The organism is Natronococcus sp. A-GB7 (assembly GCF_029688865.1).
GTDB lineage: Archaea > Halobacteriota > Halobacteria > Halobacteriales > Natrialbaceae > Natronococcus.
In genome coordinates this window covers 16,535-34,842 of the sequence record NZ_JARUKV010000037.1, presented here as the reverse complement: position 1 = coordinate 34,842, position 18,308 = coordinate 16,535, and the positions used below count along the sequence as shown (strand labels likewise).

The window sequence follows — 18,308 nt, the reverse complement described above, 5'->3', positions numbered from 1 at the left end:
CGGTCGACAGCACACGCCACCGCAGGAAGAGCGGTCGGACCGAACTGATACATGGTCCGCCTGTACGTACCGTCTGTCGGGTAATCGAAAAGGACTATGCGAACCGTTCCATGACTCCCTCAAAAATTGGCTACTGGCGAGACCAGTTCCGGCTCGAGTGATCGCAACCCCATTGTTTCTCGAGTCACATTCGGAATTACAAGCAGCCTTTATAACCTATCAAATAGACCAGATTGGTATGATCGCTGATACTCGGGTCTTTGACGATTCTTTTTTGCCGCCAGATCCGTTGCACAGGGAGGCTGAAACCGAACAGTTACTCCGACGCTTTACAACGACACACCCTCGAGCATCGGACGTTCTGATTTCCGGACCCAGCGGTGTGGGGAAGACGCTACTCGCACGGAACGCAGTCAACCATCTCGAGACACAGACCGATATCACCCGCGTGTTCGTTGACTCGCTCGGGAAAACAACCGGCGACGTATTCCGGTGTATCCTCAAGGAGCACCCGGAAGGCCCGAACGATGTCCCGCAGACACTTCCGACGACCGACGTCTGTCGACAACTTCGCAATGCGATCACTGGCGAGACGATCGTCGTCCTAGACGAAGGTGAAGATCTTCCGCAGACGAACGCGATCGGTGAGCTACTCGCAATCGAGAACGTGACTGTCGTCGCGATCGTTCACGACGCGACTGACTGGCTTTCGCGCCTCGATGTAACCGATGGTCACCGCCTCGATCAGGGCCATCTCGAACTCGACCGCTACGGTGTCGACGAGCTCGCGGATATCCTCGAACGCCGAGCACAACAAGGGTTGCATGGCGATCCTGTGAGGCGAGAGCAACTCGAGGCGATCGCCGACGAGGTCGCCGGCGTCGCTCGCGAGGGGATCCAGTCACTCCGAGCTGCCGCTGAACTCGCACACGAGCGCGGGCACCGCCGGATCCGTGATCGCGACGTCGAAGATTCCTACGAGCGGGCGAAGCGCCGGATCCGGAGGTTGAATCTGCAGTCGCTACCGTATCATCATCAAGTACTGTACGCAATCATCCACGACGCCGGCGAGATCACAGGCAAGGAGTTACACGATCGCTACGAGGCGAGTGCCGATGTAGTGTACTCCGGCTCACCGGTGCAGCCACTCGGAAAACGGGCGCGCCGCGGGAAGCTGCCGAAGCTCCAGGCTTACGATCTCATCAATTACGATGGGCCGACTCGAGACCGACTCTACTGGGTAGTGGATACTGACGTCAAACCTATCGCGAGAGTTGGAACCGAAGTATTCTGCTCGAAATAGTCTACGAGAGCTTCGAAATTGGTCGGTTTAGCCAACGTCAGTCGTATCGGTCACACTCGTTCTAGTCAGATACTTCACTACGATGGACGATGCTGAGCGAAATCCGGTAATCAGCTGCCTCATCGCATCCGTATGCCTCCAGATGGCCACTTGAAGACTCACCAGGATCCAAAAACACCATACTATCCATATTGCTAATCGTTCCTCCGTTTTCGTCCAAAAGAGTCCCTGCGTAGTGAACGTTCATCTCCTGAGAGTCAGACACATTTTCAAGCGAATAGTTGATCAGGCAGTCGTCCTGTGCATCGGAGCTGGCCCATTCTATTCCGTGGTCCGTAACCTCAAGCACTTCTTCGTCCTCTTCATCGGCGTACTGGATCTGTCCCTCCATTTCCTCGGGGGAGATTCCATTACCATCGTCTCCATTGGAATCGTCTTCATCCGTGTCCTCGTCGCTGTCGTCCTCACTCTCGTCACTATCCTCTTCCCCGTCTGACTCTTCGGTGTCTTCTTCAGATTCCTCATCTTCTTCGTCTTCGGGTTCGGATTCCTCTTCTTCGTCCCCACTCTCGTCACTATCCTCTTCGTCCTCTGTCTCTTCAGTGTCTTCTTCGGGTTCCTCGCCTTCTTTGTCTTCAGGTTCGGATTCCTCTTCAGATTCTTCGGGTCCTTCGTCCTGGTCCTCCTCTTCCGAGCCCTCATCTTCAGATTCTTCATCCTCGTCTTCTGGCTCGGACTCTTCTTCCGGTTCTTCATCCTGGTCCTCTGACTCGGGCTCTTCTTCCGGTTCTTCATCCTGGTCCTCTGACTCGGGCTCTTCTTCTGATCCCTCTTCGCTTTCAGTCTCTTCGGACTCTTCGTCTTGTTCTTCAGGCTCGGATTCCTCCTCAGATTCTTCGTCCAGGTCCTCTGACTCGGACTCCTCGTCGGGTTCCTCTTCGTCCTGATCCTCTGGTTCGGACGCCTCTTCTGGTTCCTCTTCCTCCTCAGAGTCTTCAAGTTCTTCGTCTTGGTCCTCTGGTTCGGGCTCTTCCTCGGACTCTTCAGGTTCTTCGTCTGGGTCCTCCGTTTCCGGCTCCTCATCTTCTATTTCTTCGGGTTCTTCCTCTTGACCCTCTGACCCAGAGTCCTCGTCTTCTTCGCTTTCAGGCCCTTCAGATTGCTCTTCAGAGTCTTCCCCTTCTTCGGAATTGGACTCCTCGTCGTTTTCCTCTACCTCTTCTTCCGGTTCGTCGGGGTCATCTTCTTCCGAGTCCTCGGGTTGTTCTTCGTCGTCCCCAGGTTCTTCGGGTTCGTCTTCCTCTTCTTCAGATGCAGATTCGTCATCTGACTCTTCCTCATCGTCATCATCGTTCTCGAGTTCTGTTTCAGAATCGTCGGCGGACCCGTTCTCCTCGTCATCATCTGTTTCCTCAAAGTCTGACTCATCGTCGTCAGGTGATTGGGCGCACCCGGCAAGAGTTGCAGAAACCACAACACCAGACCCAGTTAGAATAGTTCGCCTGTGCATAAGTAATATAAAATATACTGTCCGATAATCCTAATCCCAAAGCGTATTGGGAGACATTTGTATTTTTGATATCATTTTTGAGTTCGAAACTTCCAAGCGAGGACTTGAGCGATTTTACTTTTAAGTAGGAAGATCCAGACTGACGACAAGGGACTCAATGTCAGAATCCAGTCAGGTCCTTACTGACGGTCGCCATCTTGAAGGAAGGTGGTGACCTCAACATTCGGAATTCCAAGGGGTATTTAACAATTCACTCCTCGAAGGGGAGAGTCCTATGTCGGGAACGAGCGATTTAGTATTAGGATTCGTCGGCGCCCTCATCGACGACCTTCGGGGGACGGACCTCGATCAGCTCCGCGCGTTCTTGGACGAGGTTCTCGAATTCAGGACCTTCCTCGTATTCGTCGATCAGCCGCAAGGCAGCAACTCCCTTCGGCGTAATTTCGTAGAGCCCGGTTCCCTCGACCGGACCGACCTTTGCGACAAGCCCGTAGTCGTGAAGCAGCGCCATCCGCTGGTTGAGGTAGTTTCGACTCCGGTCAACACTTTCAGCGATGTTCGCAGCTAGATTCCGACCTTCAAGCAGCGTTTCGAGAATGAGCCGGTCGGTCGGGAGGGAGAGCCGCATTAGCTCGTACTTGGTCATAAGGATATATGTTACCAACGGTGTGATGTCATATAATACCCCTGCTGACTTAGCAGAGGTACCTAAGCGTCGGTAATATTAAGTCGCCGCAGTAGGTACTACCTGACGGAAGCCTACCCTCCCGGATGCAAAACGCGTCCGGCGTGCTAGAGACACGCCGGGGTGGCTTCCATCCCCAGTGAGGGTTTCAGAAGCCATGTCAAACGACGACAGCAGGGACAAAAACCGTTGTCCCACGGAACGCAGAACAGCCGGCCAGCCAGAGGGCCGAGATGCCACTACGGACATTGATCGCTTGCTGAAAATGCTGCCGCGTCTCCAGGCGGCAGCATGGACGGGAGATCGGACAGGAGCCCAGTCCCGTCCAGTTGAGCGGTCGACGACCGACGCCAATAACCCCGTCGATGACAGCATCGAGGAGGTTCTGATTGCTCGACCCATGATGGAGGCCGGTTCCGATGAGTAACTGCTCGAATTGTGGAAGCCGGCCTTACCTGTGCCAGCGCTGTCGGCTCGAAGATCTCGAGGACCGAATCGGCACCCCTGCTGACCACAATATCGACCGCTGGATCCTCGAGAACGATCGCTGGCATGCCAGTACAGAGTTCGACGGTCAGACTCACGAGTGCGCGTGCGGAACCGAGATCGAAACACCACTCAAGCGCAGCGCCAAGGATCTCCGTTACGTCCCGGAGAAGTACGACGCCCCAGTCTGCGAAGATTGTGTCACCGAACTTGAGGGGCCACGTCGAGAGACGGTTCCTGCGGACGCGACCTTCGAACGCGCGAGCAAGCTAATGACCGACGGTGGTACCGATCGGTCCTATTTGCCACGATACTTCGCTAGGCTGATCCAGAACAAGATATACGCTCCTTCCAGGAGCGCAATCACGAACGCAGCATCGTCGATATGGGTGATAACCCACTCTAAAGAGAGAGTCAGAAATGCGTCCATAGGCGTGTCTTGGCTATCTGCGAGCAAAAGGATTTCAGTACCCACAGACACTGATCGCGCTGACAATCTCGTCACCGATGGCGGCTACCACATCGATGTCGACGCTATTCGCGAAACTGTCCCGTTCTGGATTCAGTTCCAGGGCCGACGAGCGTCGGCGATCCATATCCCCGCCGAGAACTGCACTCGCGACGATCCTGACTCGGCGTGCCAGTACGAACGATCGGCGACACCATGGACGTTCGACCCCGATAACATCCCTGACACGGAGCTTCACGATCGACTCTGCAAGGCCTGCGCAAAGCGGGTGCTCGAGATCGAGGAGGACCAATCGAAGTACGGCCGATCGCCGGCCGATATCCTCGCTGAGAACGGGTTCGATCAAGACGACGAGGATGACGAGACGTCGGTTCCGGTTACCGACGGTGGCCGTGCCCAGTTCTCAGCGGTTAGTTCTCGTCGGCGGACTCGGCATCTTCTGACTCCTCGTCTTCTTCGTCGTCAGCACCTGGCCCGAGACCGGCCTCTGGCTCTTCGTCAATCTCTTCTTCGGCTGCATCTATTCCATCGGAGTTCGACGAATTGGTGTTGTCTCCCATACTATGTGGTAGGTGCGCTAGGGGACATAACCTCGCTACCTATTGGCTTTGGCAGCACTTGCCCAGTCATTCTCCAGAGAGAGACCACCAGTCAACGGCCGAGCGAAGATCGCGAACTCCGGACAGACGGCGGCAACCTTGAGGAGGTCTACCGACGCGAGACGATCACCGAAGGGCCGGACGGCGAGCTCCAGATCGGTGACCGTGATACCGTCGAGGAGATCGACGACGTCTGCTCGACACTCGAGGCTCTCCAAGAAGAGGTCGAGAACCCGGAGGTCGACGCAGCCCTCCAATCAGCAGTCAGCCACACTTGGCGTGCATCGATCCTCCAGCGCGTCAACGAGAACACCGATGTTCGGATGATTTCGAACTCCGGAAGCACCGGGGTGGGAGCCCATGGGTCCGATCCAGCAGAGTTCAAACGCGACGGGGGTGACTCGCAGTGAACACGACTCCCGATACTGAACTGGCCGAACGCTGGGGCAACCACGTCAGTGAGATGTGGTTCGACCGCTCGCAAGCGCCCTGGACCGATCCTCGCGGCGCATTCGACGAGGCGGAGCCAGTCCATTATCCGAGCGCCGAGGAGGGAAGCACGGCCTACTACCACCCTGAAGGAGACGTCGTCTTCATCGAGCACGACGGCTGTGTTCGAACCTGTATCGCCCTCAGTGACCGCCCAGAGACCGAGCAAGCGTACGTCCGCAATCAGCTCGAGGTTCCACGATGAGCACGAAAATCCCAGATCCCGAAGCCGAAGCGAAAGAGACCGTCGAGGAGAACCGAGAGCTATTCGAGCGAATCGCCGAGTCCGACCTTCCAATCGCGGATGACATCGAGCGGATCCTCGAGATTGCCGACGGAGGTGGCGACTAGATGTCGACCTCAGTCGTCACCAAGGAGCAGCCGCCGGAGCGCGGCGTTGTCGTCGACGGCGTCCCGCGCCTCCATGACGTCGTCGAGCGAGAGGTTTTCGGCCTCGCTGACAGCACCGGCGGACTTCATCCAGCGACGCTCGAGTTCGTCGTCCTCGTCGATGGCACGCTGGCTGAGCGCTGCACCACACCAGACGCAGACGTCGTTTTCCCGTGGAGTCTCTCGATCACAGCGATGGCAGACGGCGGGCGCGAGGTCGTCGACGTCGGCGTTGTCCGGTTCAGGTTACGGAAAGTCAAGGGGCAAGCTCGGCCCTTCAGAACGGGGAGGATGTGAACGATTGCGACCGTCCGAGCTCTCGATCCTCGGCGAGTTCTGAAACGCCGGCTACGTCCCGTTCTCTCCACCCCCTTCGTCGCCCTCGTCCTCGGCGCCAGAGTCGCGGCCGTACCCCTCGACCTCCTGAATTTCGGCATCATCGTCTCCGTCGTCGGCTCCGATTCCGTCCTCGTCGTCGCTGCCGTCGTCACCGTTACTCTCGTCGTCACTGACTTCCTCCCCCGGATCGTCCCCGTTCGCTCCGCCGTCTTCGTCCCCGTCAGTGCTCGTTTCGTCCTCCTCCGTCTCTCCCGCTCCTCCGTCTCCGAGATCTCCGCAGCCTGCCACTCCCACTACTGTACCCACGCCGACGAGTGACACCATCCGGCGACGGGTAAGGGTTCGATCTGTCATAATGCAACTCAGCTACGGCCGAACGGAGTAATAAGGACGGTCGATAGTTCGGATGATCTGTGTGGATTAGGCGTAGTCCGACTGAATTAGATTTCTGATGGGTGTAACTAAATCAGTTAGCCGCACCGTACTCTTTTGCCATCACGAAGTCTCGGAGTCGAGTCTCCGGTAGGATGATCCGTGTGTAGGCACCGAACGGCGTGAGAGTACCACTGAACACGACGGCGTCTTCGTCACCAATCCTCGAGCCGTAAGCCACGTCGGATACGGTACGCTCTCGGAGGCATCGTGAGGCGATTCTCGAGTGACGGACACCGGCGCGGCGCATCAGTGCGATGAGCTGGCCGTCTGTACGGTCTCGAGCGAAATCCCGAGTGAGTATTCGGGGGGGCTGTTCCTGCCGTTCTTTGACTCATGAATCGAATAGGGGTCCTACTCGACAGCTGAACGCCCACTTAGACACCGGTATAGCCGGCGAGATCCAGGTACGGCGTTACTACGGATCGTTCGACGGCCAGTTGCACCGACTCGCTCTCTCGGTCGTAGTCGACGAGCTCCATCTCCCGCAACAGCGGTAGATGATGATGTGCCAGATCGGTGAGGATCCGCTCGTACCACTCGTACGACGGGTTCTCCTCCGCGATCGCGATGTATTCGGCGAGATCTCCCAGCGAAATGGCCGCGGCTTTCTGTGCCAAGTAGGCGACCGTCTTTTGGCGACGTGCGTGTGAGAACGCTACGAAGAGTTCCGTCGGGGTAATTTCGGAGCGATTCTCGTCCGGTTGGTTCGGACCGCGGGCGTGGGGCATCATAGGCGAGTGAGGTACTACACCGATACAGCACCGAGCCAACACCTCTCGAAGGCCGACGTCAGTAGAGTACGTCTACCCCCGGATGGGGTAACTACGATTATAAACTTTGTTGTTAGTACCCAGCTCTCAGACGGAGAGTTTTGGTGTTCGTTGACGACGTCTTCGAATCGGTAACCTACTCCTCGAGAGCTGTCGGCTCGAAGCGGCGGTCGTCCGGAGTATCCTTTTCAATCGTTACGTCCCAATTCGGGGCATCAGCGGCCGGAGCGACGATCTCCCACGTTCCTTCGACGGACGCCCCGTGTCCGAACGCGGTGAGAACCAGATCCTGAAGATCGTGCTCGAATGCTGCTGTTGCATCCCTGGAGGAGTGAGGAGAGTGATTGGATTCCATGGTAGGGAGAGAGCGCGGAACGACGCGTGATCGCTGTACTCTCATACCTTTCAAGCTCCGAACATTAATAACGGTGTCGTTCATTTCGAACGGGCAGTTCTCGAGACGCGTTACTCGGGATCCGCTGACTCGGAAGCGGAACGAACCAGTTCGGGCGAGAGGGACGACAGCGGAACGCGTTCGCCGTCGGCCTCGTCGGCGACGAGCGCCGAGAGTCCGGCACGGGAGCCGTCGCCGGCGTCGACGACGACGAGTTCCGGTCCAACACTTCCAAGCCGTCGGGCCGCCTCCCGTGTCGCCTCCGTCGGGCTTCCGTCGGCGACGTTCGCCCTGCCGTCGGTGACGAGGACGACGACGGCAGCCTCCGACGTCGAGCGCTCGAGGACCGCCCGGGCGGTCTCGAGGCCGGCGGGCAGCGGCGTTCGGTCACCTGACGGCAGCTCCTTGAGATGACGCGCAGCGAGGGAGACGCTGTCGGTCGGCGGGAGCAGTACGTCGGCGTCGTCGCCCGCGAACGCGACGAACGCGACCTCGTCGCGGTGCTGGTAGCTGTCTCGTAACAGCTCGAGGACGACGCCCTTGGCGGTTCGCATCGCAGGCCGCATCGACGCGCTCGCGTCGACGGCGAAGACGATCGTCGTCGACGTTTCCCCGGCCCGAACGGACCGGCGTAGATCGTCCGTCTCGACGTCCGACGCGCCACGGATCGCGGCGGACCGGACCGACGCCGCGGCGTCGATCGGGCCGTCGTCCGCCGCGGGTTTGGTCCTGACGCGGGCTCCCCGGTTGTCGGTGTCCGGCTCAACGGTCGTTCGGCTCCCTTCCGTACGGGCACGGCGGTCGCCCGTAGCCTCGGGTGTCTCGAGCGCCGGCGCGCTCGCGTCGCCGATCTCGGCACGACGACCGGGAGCGAGCGGCTGAGCGTCCCCACCGTTCTCGTTCGATTCGGTATCGGTACCGTCGTCGTTCGGTTCTGTGCGATCCTCGTTCTCACCGTCCGATCCGTCCCGATCGCTCGGGACCGCTCGTCCTGCCTCGGCCGAAGCCGAACGGTCGTCCTCGGTCGGTCGCCGTCCGCGCTCCGTTCCGTCGCGCTCGTCGCCGTTCGGGCCGTCCGAGCGATCCGAGCTGCCGTCGGTCTCAGCGGGCTCGTCGCGGTCGCGGTCGTGGTCTCCGTCGGCGTCGGGTTCGTCCTCCCGGGCGTCCTCTGATTCGGGTTCGCCCTCGCCGTCTCCGCCTTCCTCGTCGCTTCCGTCCGTCTCGTCGGGCGACTCCTCGTCGAACCGATCCTCGAGCAGGTCCTCGAGCTCCGGTTCGTCCTCGAACGGCGTGCTCCGGAGGCGGTGTGGCAGCGTGTAGGTGGCTGCCTCGCGAACGTCCGACTCGATCACGGTCGTTCGGTTCTCGAGGGCGGCCAGCGTCCTCGCGGTCCTGGCCGTCGCGATGTCGCCGCGGTGGCCGTCGATCCCGGCCTCGAGGCAGAGTTCGGCGATCTCGGCCTTGAACTCGTCGGGGAGCTCGACGTGGGACAGGCGGTCGCGCGCGCCGGCTACGGTCTCGCCGAGTCGATCGACGGCGTCGGCGTACTCTGTCGGGTTCGGATCGGCGCTGCGGCCGATCGCCTGGTCGATGATCTCGACCCGATCCGCGACGTCTCGGCAGCCCTCGACGGTCGCCCGGAGGGCGAACCGGTCCCGAAGCTGTGGGCGCAGGTCGCCCTCCTCGGGGTTCATCGTTCCAACTAGCGTGAACTCGGCGGGATGAGAGACGCTGATCCCGTCCCGTTCGACGGTGTTGACGCCGCTGGCTGCCGCGTCCAGAACGACGTCGACGAGATGATCGTCGAGCAGGTTGACCTCGTCGACGTAGAGGATGCCGCGGTTCGCCCGGGCCAACAGCCCGGGATCGAACTCGGCCTCGCCTGCGAGGGCGTCCTCGACCGAGAGCGTTCCCACGATCCGGTCGCGGGTCGCCCCGAGGGGGAGCGTGACCAGCGGCACAGGACGCGTCTCGACGGGCAGTTCGTCGGAATCGCGCTCTCGACAGCTCGCACACTGCAGCGTCGGGTCGTCAGGCGCACAGCCGTACCGGCAGTCCGCGACGGCGCGCTGTTCGGGGAGGAGATCGGCGAGTCCTCGGACGGCGGTCGACTTCGCCGTCCCCTTCTCGCCGACGATCAACGCGCCGTCGAGTGTGTCGTTCGCAGCGATCGTCAACAGCGCACGCTTGAGCTCCGACTGGCCGACGATCGCCGGAAACGGGGTCGACGACAGCTTTTTGCCCCCGGCGTTTGCAACCATAGTTGCGCTAATACAATAGAGGTTTAAAAATTCGATGGCACGAATCGGGATCTACACGGCGACGGAGAACGAGCTCGGATCGATCGGACGCGCGGCTCAGCGCCTCGAGGACGTCGAGCTGGTCGTTCGCTCGGAGAGCGACCTCGAGGACGAGGCTGCGATCGAGGCGTTCGTGGAGGAACTGCGCGACGCCGACGCGGCGATCTTCTGGCTGCACGGCGCCGAGGACAGTATGCCGGGTTACGACTACGCGACGGGCGCACTCGAGGAGGCGAGCGTCCCGTTGATCGTCAAGGCGACCGGCGACGCCTTCGCCCTCGAGGATACGACGGTGGCCGCCGAGCACCGCGAGCAGGTATCTGAGTACCTCGATCGGGGGGGCACGATCAACGTCGAGAACTGCTGTCGGTTCCTCGCGAGCGAGTACGGCGACCGCGAACTCGGGTACGAGGAGCCGACCGAACTCCCCACCGAGGGCGTCTACCACCCCGACTATCCGGGCGTCGGCTACGAGGAATTGCTCGAGACCCACGATCCCGGCCGGCCGACGGTCGCGATCTGGTTCTACGAATCGCACTGGACCCACGAGAACACCCGCTACGTCGACGCCCAGGTCCGGGCGCTCGAGGAGCAGGGCGCGAACGCCGTGCCGATCTTCTGCAACCCCGCCACCGATACGGAGGAACAGGAGGACGCGGAGTGGGTGACGGATGAATGGCTCATCGACGATGGTGGCGAACCGGTCGTCGACGCCGTGCTCTCCTCCTTTATGTTCTCGCTGTCGATGGACGAGCGCGGCCGTTCGGCGAGCGACGAGGGCGACTCCGCCGAGGACGTCTTCCTCGATCGCCTCGGCGTCCCCGTCCTGCAGACGGTCACGACGATGCGGTCCCGATCGCGCTACGAATCCAGCGATACGGGCGTCATGGGGTTCGAGCTCGCGCTCTCGGTCGCGCTGCCGGAGTTCGACGGCAACGTCATCACGCATCCCATCTCGGGGAAGGAACGCACCGACGACGAGGCCGGGATCGGATCGGCGCCGAAACACCACTTTCCGATCGAGGATCGGGTCGACCACGCGACCCGGCTGGCGGTCAACTGGGCGAAGCTGCGCCACACGTCTAACGAGGACAAGCGGGTCGCGGTCGTCCTGCACAACTACCCGCCGAGCGACGACGGGATCGGGACCGCGTTCGGTCTCGACTCGCCCGAGTCGACCGTGAACCTGCTCGAGGAGCTCGACGCTCGTGGATACGACCTGGACGGCGAGTTGCCCGAGGACGGGCAGACACTGGTCGAGAAACTGACCTCGCAACTGACGCTCGAGGACCGCTGGGTCGCCCCCGAGGACGTCCGCGAGCTGTCGGTCGACGTGGTCTCGACCGACCAGTACGGCGAGTGGTTCGCCGACGCCGACGAGCGGTTCCAAGAGAATGTCCTCGAGGAGTGGGGCGAGGTTCCGGACCGCCCGTTCGCGATTCCCGGCGTCGAGTTCGGAAACGTGCTGGTGACAGTCCAGCCCCCGCGCGGGTTCGGGATGGATCCCTCGAAGGTCTACCACGACTCCGACCTGCAGCCGCCCCACGACTACTACGCGTTCTACGGTTGGCTGCGCAACGAGTTCGGCGCCGACGGGGTGGTCCACCTGGGAACCCACGGCAGCCTCGAGTGGCTCCCCGGCAAAACGGTCGGCCTCAACGGCGAGAGCGCGCCGGATCAGCTGATCGACGATATCCCGAACGTCTACCCCTACATCGTCAACAACCCCGGCGAGGGGACCCAGGCGAAGCGTCGATCGTACGCGGCGATCGTCGACTACCTCACGCCCGTGATGCGGGCCGCCGGCACCTACGACGAGCTGGCCGAACTCGAGGAACTCGCGAACCAGTACCGCGAGGCCGGGATGGAGGATGCGCGCGCGGACGACGGCGAGCACCTCGAGGCGCTCGTCCGGGAGACGGTCGAGGAACTGGACCTCGCCGTCGAACTCGGCATCTCGGGGACGATCGACGAGAAGGCGGACGTTCGCGGCCCCGACGAAGCCGGTTCGACGCTCGCTGAGGGCGACGTGGAGGGTGACGAGGTCGAGATCGACGACCTCGTCGAACGCGTCCACGAGTACCTCACCGACGTCAAATCGACCCAGATCCGGCTGGGGCTGCACACGATGTCCGAGCCGCCGGCCGACGACCGCCTCGTCGAGTACCTCGTCGCGCTCACTCGACTCGAGAACCCCGGTGCGCCGAGCCTCCGCGAGAGCGTCGCGGGCGTCCTCGGAGTGGACTACGAGGCGATGCTGAACGCGCCCGGCGAGTACGACGACGAACTGGGCATGACCTACGCCGAGGCCGCCGACGAGGTGCGGGAGACGAGCCTCGAACTGGTCGAGACGTTGGCCGAACACGGGTTCGACATTCCCGAGTCCGAGCGGGGTGCTGGACCGGAGGACGAGGTGAACATGAACCTGCTCGTCGTCGACATCGAGACGATCGGCGACGCCCGTGCGACGTCGGGCGCCCACGACGACCTCCGGGAGGTGCTGGCCTACATCTGCGAGGAGGCCCAGCCTCGCGTGCAGGCGTCCGAGGACGAGGTCCCTCGGACCGCCGACGCCCTCTCGGGCGAGTACGTTCCGCCTGGGGGATCGGGTGCGCCGACTCGCGGCGGGGTCGATCTGCTGCCGACGGCGCGGAACTTCTACACGCTGGATCCCCGGAAGGTTCCCGCCAAACCTGCCTGGCAGGTCGGCCGCGAGGTGGCGGAGGGAGTGCTCGAGCGTCACCGCGCCGAGGACGGCGAGTACCCCGAAGAAATCGGCGTCGTCGCCTGGGGCACCCCGACGGTTCGCACCCGCGGCGAGACGATCGCTCAGGTGCTCGCGATGATGGGCGTCGAACCCGTCTGGACCGACGCGGGTCGGATCGACGACGTCGAACCGATCCCCCTCGAGGAGCTCGACAGGCCGCGGGTCGACGTGACGACGCGGGTCTCGGGGCTGTTCCGGGACGCCTTCCCCGCCGCGGCCGGGGTCATCCACGATGCGGTCGACGCCGTGGTCGACCTCGACGAACCCCACGAAATGAACTACGTCAAGAAGCACGTCGAGGAGGAGCAGGCGGAGCTCGAGCAGGAAGCAGGGCTGGAGGAGTCCGAGGCCCGCGAGGCCGCCAAACACCGCGTCTTCACGACGAAGCCGGGCGGCTACGGCGCCGGGACGAACAAGGCCGTCGACGAGGGCAACTGGGACGACCGCTCGGACCTCGCCGAGGTGTACGTCCAGTGGGGCGGGTACGCCATGGGCTCCCGCGGTCGGGTCTCGGACGCCCACGACGCCTTCGAACGTCGCCTCTCGAGCGTCGACGTCACCGTGAAGATCGAGGACACGATGGAACAGGACGAGTTCGACTCCTCGGACTGGTACGCGTTCCACGGCGGCTTCATCTCGGCGGTGAGCGAGATCGCGGGCGAGGAGCCCGCCTCCTACGTCGGGGACTCCTCGGACCCGGACAACGTCGACGTCTACACGAACGAGGAGAAGGTCCGCAAGGCGATGCGCTCGCGGGTGCTCAACCCCGACTGGCTCGAGTCGATGGAGGAGCACGGCTACAAGGGCGCGGGCGACCTCTCGACGACCGTCGACGTGACGCTCGGCTGGGACGCCACGACGGGCGTCGTGAGCGACACGCTCTGGAACGAGGTCGCCGAGAAGTTCGCCTTTGACGAGGATCGGCAAGAATGGATGCGCGACGTCAACCCGTGGGCCCTCGAGTCGATCACCGACACGCTGCTCGAGGCGATCGAGCGAGACCTCTGGGACGCCGACGAGGAGACCGTCGACCGCCTGCGCGATCTGAACCTCGCGGTCGAGGGCGACCTCGAGGCCCGGACGACCAACGAGGCCGTCGGCGCGGGGGTGGCGAACGATGACTGAGGGCGCGCGACCGACCGGCGCGGCGGAGGGCTCCGACTTCGACCAGGAGTACGCCGATCTGGGCGCGACCACCCAGAACGCGATGGAGATCGCCGAGACGAGCATGGACATCGTCAGGGAGTTCGTTCCGGACGAGACGCTCGCCGACCGGGTCCGCCAGAAGTCGGTCCACTCGATGGGCGACATCGAGTTCCAGCACTTACTCGAGTTCACCGGCAGCGACGAGATCGGCGACGACGAGGACACCCCCGTTCGGGCGGGCGCTCGAGCCGTCCTCGAGAAGGCGCCCATCGTGACCGACATCACGATGGCCAAAGCCGGGATCACGGGTCGCGGTCACGACTGCGAGACCCGCAAGGCGATCGGCAACGGCGCCGAACTCGCGAAGGAGACGGGGATGACCCGTACCGCGGCGTCGGTGCTCGAACTTGACAAGCGCGGCGTCTACGAGGGGGCGATCGCCGTGGTCGGCAACGCGCCGACGGCGGCGTTCGCGCTCGCCGATTGCATCGAGGACGGAACCCGTCCAGCGGTGATCGTCGCGACGCCCGTCGGCTTCGTGAAAGCCGAGGAGAGCCGCCAGCGGATCCGCGAGGTCAGCGAGGAGTACGGCGTCCCGGCGATAACAAACGTCGGTCGCCGCGGCGGGAGCGGCCTGGCGGCGGCGCTGACGAACGAGCTGATCCACGTCGCCAAAGACGTTCGAACGGGCGAGCTCGAGCTGGATCTCGCGGCCGAGACGCGAGCCGCCCGGGCGACCGACGGCGCGACCGAGGACGACGAGGACCGATGAGCGACGAGTACGACCTCGAGGCGGGGCCCGATCCGGCGACGTTCGCGGCCGGGAGCGCGGAGCCGGACATCGACGAGGAGACCGACAATCCCGTCTACGCCGTCGGCGTCGGTCCCGGCAATCAGGAGTTCCTCACGCCCCGCGGCGAGCGCGCGATCCGGGAGGCCGACGTCGTCGTCGGCTTCGCGACCGTCGTCGAGTTTGTCGAGGAGCTGACCGACGCCGAGTTGCTGACCTGTGGCTACCGGGACGAGGCCGAGGCGCTCGAGGCGTTCGGCGAGCGCGTCGCTGCCGGCGAGTCCGGAACCGCCGTAGCGATGGGCGATCCGAACCACTCGGGCTACCAGTTCGTCGGGAAGGTGCAAGATACGGTGGAGCGCGAGGCGCCTGAGACACCCGTTCGGGTCGTCCCCGGCATCTCCTCGCTGCAGGTAGCCGCGAGTCGGGCTCGAACGCCGATGGAGGACGCCGAGTTCGTCACGCTGCACAAGAGCGGCGACCTCGAGGCCGACGTCGACCGACTCGCGAGGGCCGTCGTCGAGGACGACCGCCACCTGCTCGCGCTCCCCCGACCGTTCGATCGGATGCCCGGCGACCTCGCAGTGTTGCTGCTCGAGCGCGGCGCCGACCCCGAGCTCGAGGCGCTGGTCTGTGAGAACCTGACCCACGAGGACGAGCGGCTCCACCGGTTTACGCTGGCCGAACTGTCCGAATACGCGGGCGGTAGCGGACGGGAGGACACTCCGTTCTCGGATCTGGTGGTGCTCGCGGTGCGACAACCCGTGTAGCGGTCGCCGGCTCCGCTTTCCGATTCCGACGCCCATCCTCGCGTTCCCCTTAATCATCCCGAAACACAACGAAAATTTCGCTACCGAAACTCAGAATGCCCAATAGCAGTTGATCTAAACCAACCACAATTGTTTTAGTGGAGGCGCCAGTCATCCACGGGTGATGCCACCGATTGCGCTGCCACATGATGCGAAAGCCGGGCCGACGAAGGCGGAGGTCCGGGCCGTCACCCTCTCGAAGCTCGCGCTCGGGGCGGACGACCACTTCGTCGAGGTCGGCTCCTGTACGGGCGCCGTCACGATCGAGGCCGCGCGGCGGGCGGGGCGCGTGACCGCGCTCGAGCGGAAAGGCGAACGGCTCGAGACGACCGAGAAGAATCTCGCGGCGAACGCCGACTCGGTGCGGGCCGACGTCGAGCTACGAAACGCGGAGGCCCCCGAGGGGCTGCCCGAGGACGCCGACGCGCTCTTTCTCGGCGGGAGCCGCAACTTCGAGGCCGTCCTCGATCGCGCCGCGGAGACGGGCGTTGATCGCGTCGTAATGAACGTCTCGCGCCTCGAGGTCGCCGGTCGGGCGACCGAGGCGTTCCGGGAGCGCGACCTCCTCGAGGAGGTCGTCCAGTTCCAGGTGAGTCACGGCTACGAACTCGCCGGTGCGACGAGCTTCGACGCGGAGAACCCGGTGTACATGCTGGTCGGCGGCGCGACCGACAACGACGCGGACGGAGACGACGGAAAGCAAGTCGCCGCCGACGGTGGGGGATCACAGCGATGACCCTCTACGGCGTCGGGCTCGGCCCCGGCGAGGCCGACCTCGTGACGGTCCGAGGAAAGCGGGTCCTTGAGGACGCGGATGTCGTCTACTCGCCCGGTCGGCTCTCGCGATCGGTCGCGCTCGAGCACGTTCCCGAGGAGCGGATCGGCGACCTCGAGTTTCCGATGACAAGAGACGAGGAGAAGCTTCGGACGGCCTGGAAGGAGGCCGCGGCGGAGATCGCGCCGAACGCCCGCGAGGGCGACGTCGCCTTCGTCACGCTCGGCGATCCGAACGTCTACTCGACGTTCGGGCACCTGCGTCGAACGATCGACGCCTTCCACCCCGACGTCGACCTCGAGATCGTCCCCGGCGTCAGCGCCGTGACGGCCTTCGCGACCGCGCTGGGCGTCGAGATCGAGGCCGGGGCGGGGCTCTCGCTCCGGGAGGCAGCCAAGGGCGCGAGCCCGACGGGACCCGATCGGATGATCCTGTTCAAGGTGACCGACGCGCCGGCGACCCACGCAGGCCTCCTCGAGGCGGGTTACGAGGTGACCTACGGCCGCCGACTGTTCATGGAACAGGGCGAGACGCTGGTGACCGACGACCCCCACGAGATCGACGAACGGGACTACTATACGCTGGCCTACGCCGAGAAGGCCGACCTCGAGATCGAGCAGGCGACGGCGGCCTTCCGGACTGATCGGACGGACGGTCCCTCGAGCGACGGCGATACCGAACCCGACGACGCGACGTCGAACGGCGAGTCGATCGCGGACGGCGGCGAGCCGACCGTCGCGGGGCGATCGTCGGCAGGCGAGACGTCGTCCGATCGCGAGCGAGGCGTCGAGTTTCGGTCCCTGCCGGAGGATTCGGACGTCGACGGCACGCTCGTCGATCTCGAGCGCGCCGAGGGCTGTGAACACGGCGACTGTAGCGAGCACTGGTACTGATGGGTGAGACGACCGAGACGGACGACGACGGAGCCGCGGACGACGGCGACCCGCAGAGCGCGATCGACGCGCAGGGCGAGCGCCGTCGGGAGGAACTGGACGACCGGGTCTTCGACCACAGCGCCGCCGACGAACAGGCGGGGATCCCCTTCGTCGGCGCCGGCCCCGGCGATCCGCGGCTACTGACGGTGGCCGGGAGGGAACTGCTCGAGGAGAGCGACCTCGTGGTCCACGCCGGCTCGCTGGTCAACAGCGAACTGCTCGAGGCGTACTGCGATCACGCGGAGCTCGTCAATTCCGTGGGGAAGGACCTCGAGGAGCTGATCCCGCTGATGCGAGACGCCCACGAGGAGGGTCGAAACGTGGTCCGGCTCCACAGCGGCGACCCCGCCATCTACGGGGCCGCGCTCGAGCAGATGGACGCCTTGGAGCACGAGGGCGTGCCGACGTACTTCGTGCCCGGCGTCACCTCGGCGTTCGCCGCGAGCGCCACCCTCCGGACGCAGCTGACGCTCAACGAGGTCGCGAACCACGTCGCGTTCACCCGCCCGCAGGGCAAGACCCTGAGCGAGGAGGAGGATCACATCTCCGAGTTCGTCGAGATGGGCGACGTGACGACCTGCATCTACCTCGGCACTCACGCCGTTCGGGACACGATGGATCGGCTGCTCGAGGACGGCCACGACCCCGAAACCCCCGTCGGCGTGATCTACCACGCCTCCTGGCCCGACGAGGACGTGATCGTCGGATCGATCGGCGATATCGCCGACAGGGTCGAAGAAGCCGGGTATCGGGCCTCGGCGCTGGTCGTCATCGGCGACGCCGTGACCGGGGCGGGCTACGAGCGCTCGTATCTCTACGGTGACTGGGCCAATCGGGGTTCTTCCGGAAGCTCGGCCGAAAACACGAGCGAGCCGGAGGCGGGCGATGACTGAGGTGAGTCGGGTGCGGTACCGCGA

The 18,308-nt window shown here is 63.6% G+C and carries 18 protein-coding genes; 12 read left to right on the top strand and 6 right to left on the bottom strand.

Annotated elements, in window-relative coordinates; translation table 11 throughout:
- Positions 1-238 precede the first annotated feature (238 nt).
- Positions 239-1,303 carry an AAA family ATPase gene (locus QA609_RS22435; RefSeq protein ID WP_278304854.1) on the top strand — a complete coding sequence of 355 codons (1,065 nt, stop codon included), beginning with the start codon at positions 239-241 and terminating at the stop codon, positions 1,301-1,303.
- 61 nt (positions 1,304-1,364) lie between these two features.
- On the opposite strand, the gene QA609_RS22430 is transcribed toward QA609_RS22435, so the two are convergent.
- Both QA609_RS22430 and QA609_RS22425 read right to left on the bottom strand, forming a co-directional pair.
- Positions 1,365-2,813 carry a hypothetical protein gene (locus QA609_RS22430; RefSeq protein ID WP_278304853.1) on the bottom strand — a complete coding sequence of 483 codons (1,449 nt, stop codon included), beginning with the start codon at positions 2,811-2,813 and terminating at the stop codon, positions 1,365-1,367.
- Between the two features lie 298 nt (positions 2,814-3,111).
- Positions 3,112-3,459, bottom strand: coding sequence for a hypothetical protein (locus QA609_RS22425; RefSeq protein WP_278304852.1), 348 nt, complete (start codon positions 3,457-3,459; stop codon positions 3,112-3,114).
- A 196-nt stretch (positions 3,460-3,655) separates the two neighbouring features.
- Between QA609_RS22425 and QA609_RS22420 the strand changes: the two genes are divergently transcribed.
- Genes QA609_RS22420 through QA609_RS22400 form a run of 5 tightly spaced genes read left to right on the top strand, consistent with a single transcriptional unit; the run spans position 3,656 to position 6,228 of the window.
- A complete protein-coding gene (locus tag QA609_RS22420; protein ID WP_278304851.1) occupies positions 3,656-3,925 on the top strand; it encodes a hypothetical protein in 270 nt (89 codons plus the stop codon).
- Complete coding sequence (locus QA609_RS22415; RefSeq protein ID WP_278304850.1) at positions 3,918-5,462, top strand: hypothetical protein; 1,545 nt, start codon at positions 3,918-3,920, stop codon at positions 5,460-5,462. The genes QA609_RS22420 and QA609_RS22415 overlap by 8 nt, the downstream gene beginning before the upstream one ends.
- Positions 5,459-5,746 carry a hypothetical protein gene (locus QA609_RS22410; protein ID WP_278304849.1) on the top strand — a complete coding sequence of 96 codons (288 nt, stop codon included), beginning with the start codon at positions 5,459-5,461 and terminating at the stop codon, positions 5,744-5,746. Before QA609_RS22415 ends, QA609_RS22410 begins: the two co-directional genes overlap by 4 nt.
- Entirely contained in the window at positions 5,743-5,892 is a 150-nt protein-coding gene (locus QA609_RS22405; RefSeq protein WP_278304848.1) for a hypothetical protein, read from the top strand. Before QA609_RS22410 ends, QA609_RS22405 begins: the two co-directional genes overlap by 4 nt.
- Entirely contained in the window at positions 5,893-6,228 is a 336-nt protein-coding gene (locus tag QA609_RS22400) for a hypothetical protein (RefSeq protein WP_278304847.1), read from the top strand.
- A gap of 51 nt (positions 6,229-6,279) precedes the next feature.
- Here QA609_RS22400 and QA609_RS22395 read toward each other — a convergent pair whose 3' ends face one another.
- The 4 genes from QA609_RS22395 to QA609_RS22380 all read right to left on the bottom strand — a co-directional run bounded on the left by QA609_RS22395 (position 6,280) and on the right by QA609_RS22380 (position 10,130).
- Positions 6,280-6,624, bottom strand: a complete 345-nt coding sequence (locus tag QA609_RS22395) for a hypothetical protein (RefSeq protein ID WP_278304846.1) — start codon at positions 6,622-6,624, stop codon at positions 6,280-6,282.
- Positions 6,625-7,079: 455 nt separating this feature from the next.
- On the bottom strand, positions 7,080-7,322 hold the full coding sequence (locus QA609_RS22390) for a hypothetical protein (protein WP_278304845.1): 243 nt from the start codon (positions 7,320-7,322) through the stop codon (positions 7,080-7,082).
- Positions 7,323-7,611: 289 nt separating this feature from the next.
- A complete protein-coding gene (locus tag QA609_RS22385; RefSeq protein ID WP_278304844.1) occupies positions 7,612-7,830 on the bottom strand; it encodes a hypothetical protein in 219 nt (72 codons plus the stop codon).
- Positions 7,831-7,940: 110 nt separating this feature from the next.
- The gene (locus tag QA609_RS22380) at positions 7,941-10,130 is read right to left on the bottom strand and encodes a VWA domain-containing protein (protein WP_278304843.1); all 2,190 of its coding nucleotides are present in this window, start codon (positions 10,128-10,130) and stop codon (positions 7,941-7,943) included.
- A 34-nt stretch (positions 10,131-10,164) separates the two neighbouring features.
- Between QA609_RS22380 and cobN the strand changes: the two genes are divergently transcribed.
- From cobN to QA609_RS22350, 6 genes are all read left to right on the top strand, one after another.
- A complete protein-coding gene (gene cobN, locus QA609_RS22375; protein WP_278304842.1) occupies positions 10,165-14,061 on the top strand; it encodes a cobaltochelatase subunit CobN in 3,897 nt (1,298 codons plus the stop codon).
- A complete protein-coding gene (locus QA609_RS22370) occupies positions 14,054-14,854 on the top strand; it encodes a precorrin-8X methylmutase (protein ID WP_278304841.1) in 801 nt (266 codons plus the stop codon). The genes cobN and QA609_RS22370 overlap by 8 nt, the downstream gene beginning before the upstream one ends.
- A complete protein-coding gene (locus QA609_RS22365; RefSeq protein ID WP_278304840.1) occupies positions 14,851-15,642 on the top strand; it encodes a cobalt-precorrin-7 (C(5))-methyltransferase in 792 nt (263 codons plus the stop codon). Before QA609_RS22370 ends, QA609_RS22365 begins: the two co-directional genes overlap by 4 nt.
- Positions 15,643-15,805: 163 nt before the next feature.
- Complete coding sequence (gene cbiT, locus QA609_RS22360; protein ID WP_278304839.1) at positions 15,806-16,417, top strand: precorrin-6Y C5,15-methyltransferase (decarboxylating) subunit CbiT; 612 nt, start codon at positions 15,806-15,808, stop codon at positions 16,415-16,417.
- The gene (locus QA609_RS22355; protein WP_278304838.1) at positions 16,414-17,349 is read left to right on the top strand and encodes a cobalt-factor II C(20)-methyltransferase; all 936 of its coding nucleotides are present in this window, start codon (positions 16,414-16,416) and stop codon (positions 17,347-17,349) included. Before cbiT ends, QA609_RS22355 begins: the two co-directional genes overlap by 4 nt.
- Positions 17,349-18,284 carry a cobalt-precorrin-4/precorrin-4 C(11)-methyltransferase gene (locus tag QA609_RS22350; protein WP_278304837.1) on the top strand — a complete coding sequence of 312 codons (936 nt, stop codon included), beginning with the start codon at positions 17,349-17,351 and terminating at the stop codon, positions 18,282-18,284. Before QA609_RS22355 ends, QA609_RS22350 begins: the two co-directional genes overlap by 1 nt.
- The last annotated feature ends 24 nt before the right edge of the window (positions 18,285-18,308 follow it).

Bases quoted from the DNA above. Each gene is read 5' to 3' on its own strand.
- QA609_RS22435 (WP_278304854.1), top strand. From the start codon at position 239: ATGATCGCTGATACTCGGGTCTTTGACGATTCTTTTTTGCCGCCAGAT.
- QA609_RS22430 (WP_278304853.1), bottom strand. From the start codon at position 2,813: ATGCACAGGCGAACTATTCTAACTGGGTCTGGTGTTGTGGTTTCTGCA.
- QA609_RS22425 (WP_278304852.1), bottom strand. From the start codon at position 3,459: ATGACCAAGTACGAGCTAATGCGGCTCTCCCTCCCGACCGACCGGCTC.
- QA609_RS22420 (WP_278304851.1), top strand. From the start codon at position 3,656: ATGTCAAACGACGACAGCAGGGACAAAAACCGTTGTCCCACGGAACGC.
- QA609_RS22415 (WP_278304850.1), top strand. From the start codon at position 3,918: ATGAGTAACTGCTCGAATTGTGGAAGCCGGCCTTACCTGTGCCAGCGC.
- QA609_RS22405 (WP_278304848.1), top strand. From the start codon at position 5,743: ATGAGCACGAAAATCCCAGATCCCGAAGCCGAAGCGAAAGAGACCGTC.
- QA609_RS22400 (WP_278304847.1), top strand. From the start codon at position 5,893: ATGTCGACCTCAGTCGTCACCAAGGAGCAGCCGCCGGAGCGCGGCGTT.
- QA609_RS22395 (WP_278304846.1), bottom strand. From the start codon at position 6,624: ATGACAGATCGAACCCTTACCCGTCGCCGGATGGTGTCACTCGTCGGC.
- QA609_RS22385 (WP_278304844.1), bottom strand. From the start codon at position 7,830: ATGGAATCCAATCACTCTCCTCACTCCTCCAGGGATGCAACAGCAGCA.
- QA609_RS22380 (WP_278304843.1), bottom strand. From the start codon at position 10,130: ATGGTTGCAAACGCCGGGGGCAAAAAGCTGTCGTCGACCCCGTTTCCG.
- cobN (WP_278304842.1), top strand. From the start codon at position 10,165: ATGGCACGAATCGGGATCTACACGGCGACGGAGAACGAGCTCGGATCG.
- QA609_RS22370 (WP_278304841.1), top strand. From the start codon at position 14,054: ATGACTGAGGGCGCGCGACCGACCGGCGCGGCGGAGGGCTCCGACTTC.
- QA609_RS22365 (WP_278304840.1), top strand. From the start codon at position 14,851: ATGAGCGACGAGTACGACCTCGAGGCGGGGCCCGATCCGGCGACGTTC.
- cbiT (WP_278304839.1), top strand. From the start codon at position 15,806: ATGCCACCGATTGCGCTGCCACATGATGCGAAAGCCGGGCCGACGAAG.
- QA609_RS22355 (WP_278304838.1), top strand. From the start codon at position 16,414: ATGACCCTCTACGGCGTCGGGCTCGGCCCCGGCGAGGCCGACCTCGTG.
- QA609_RS22350 (WP_278304837.1), top strand. From the start codon at position 17,349: ATGGGTGAGACGACCGAGACGGACGACGACGGAGCCGCGGACGACGGC.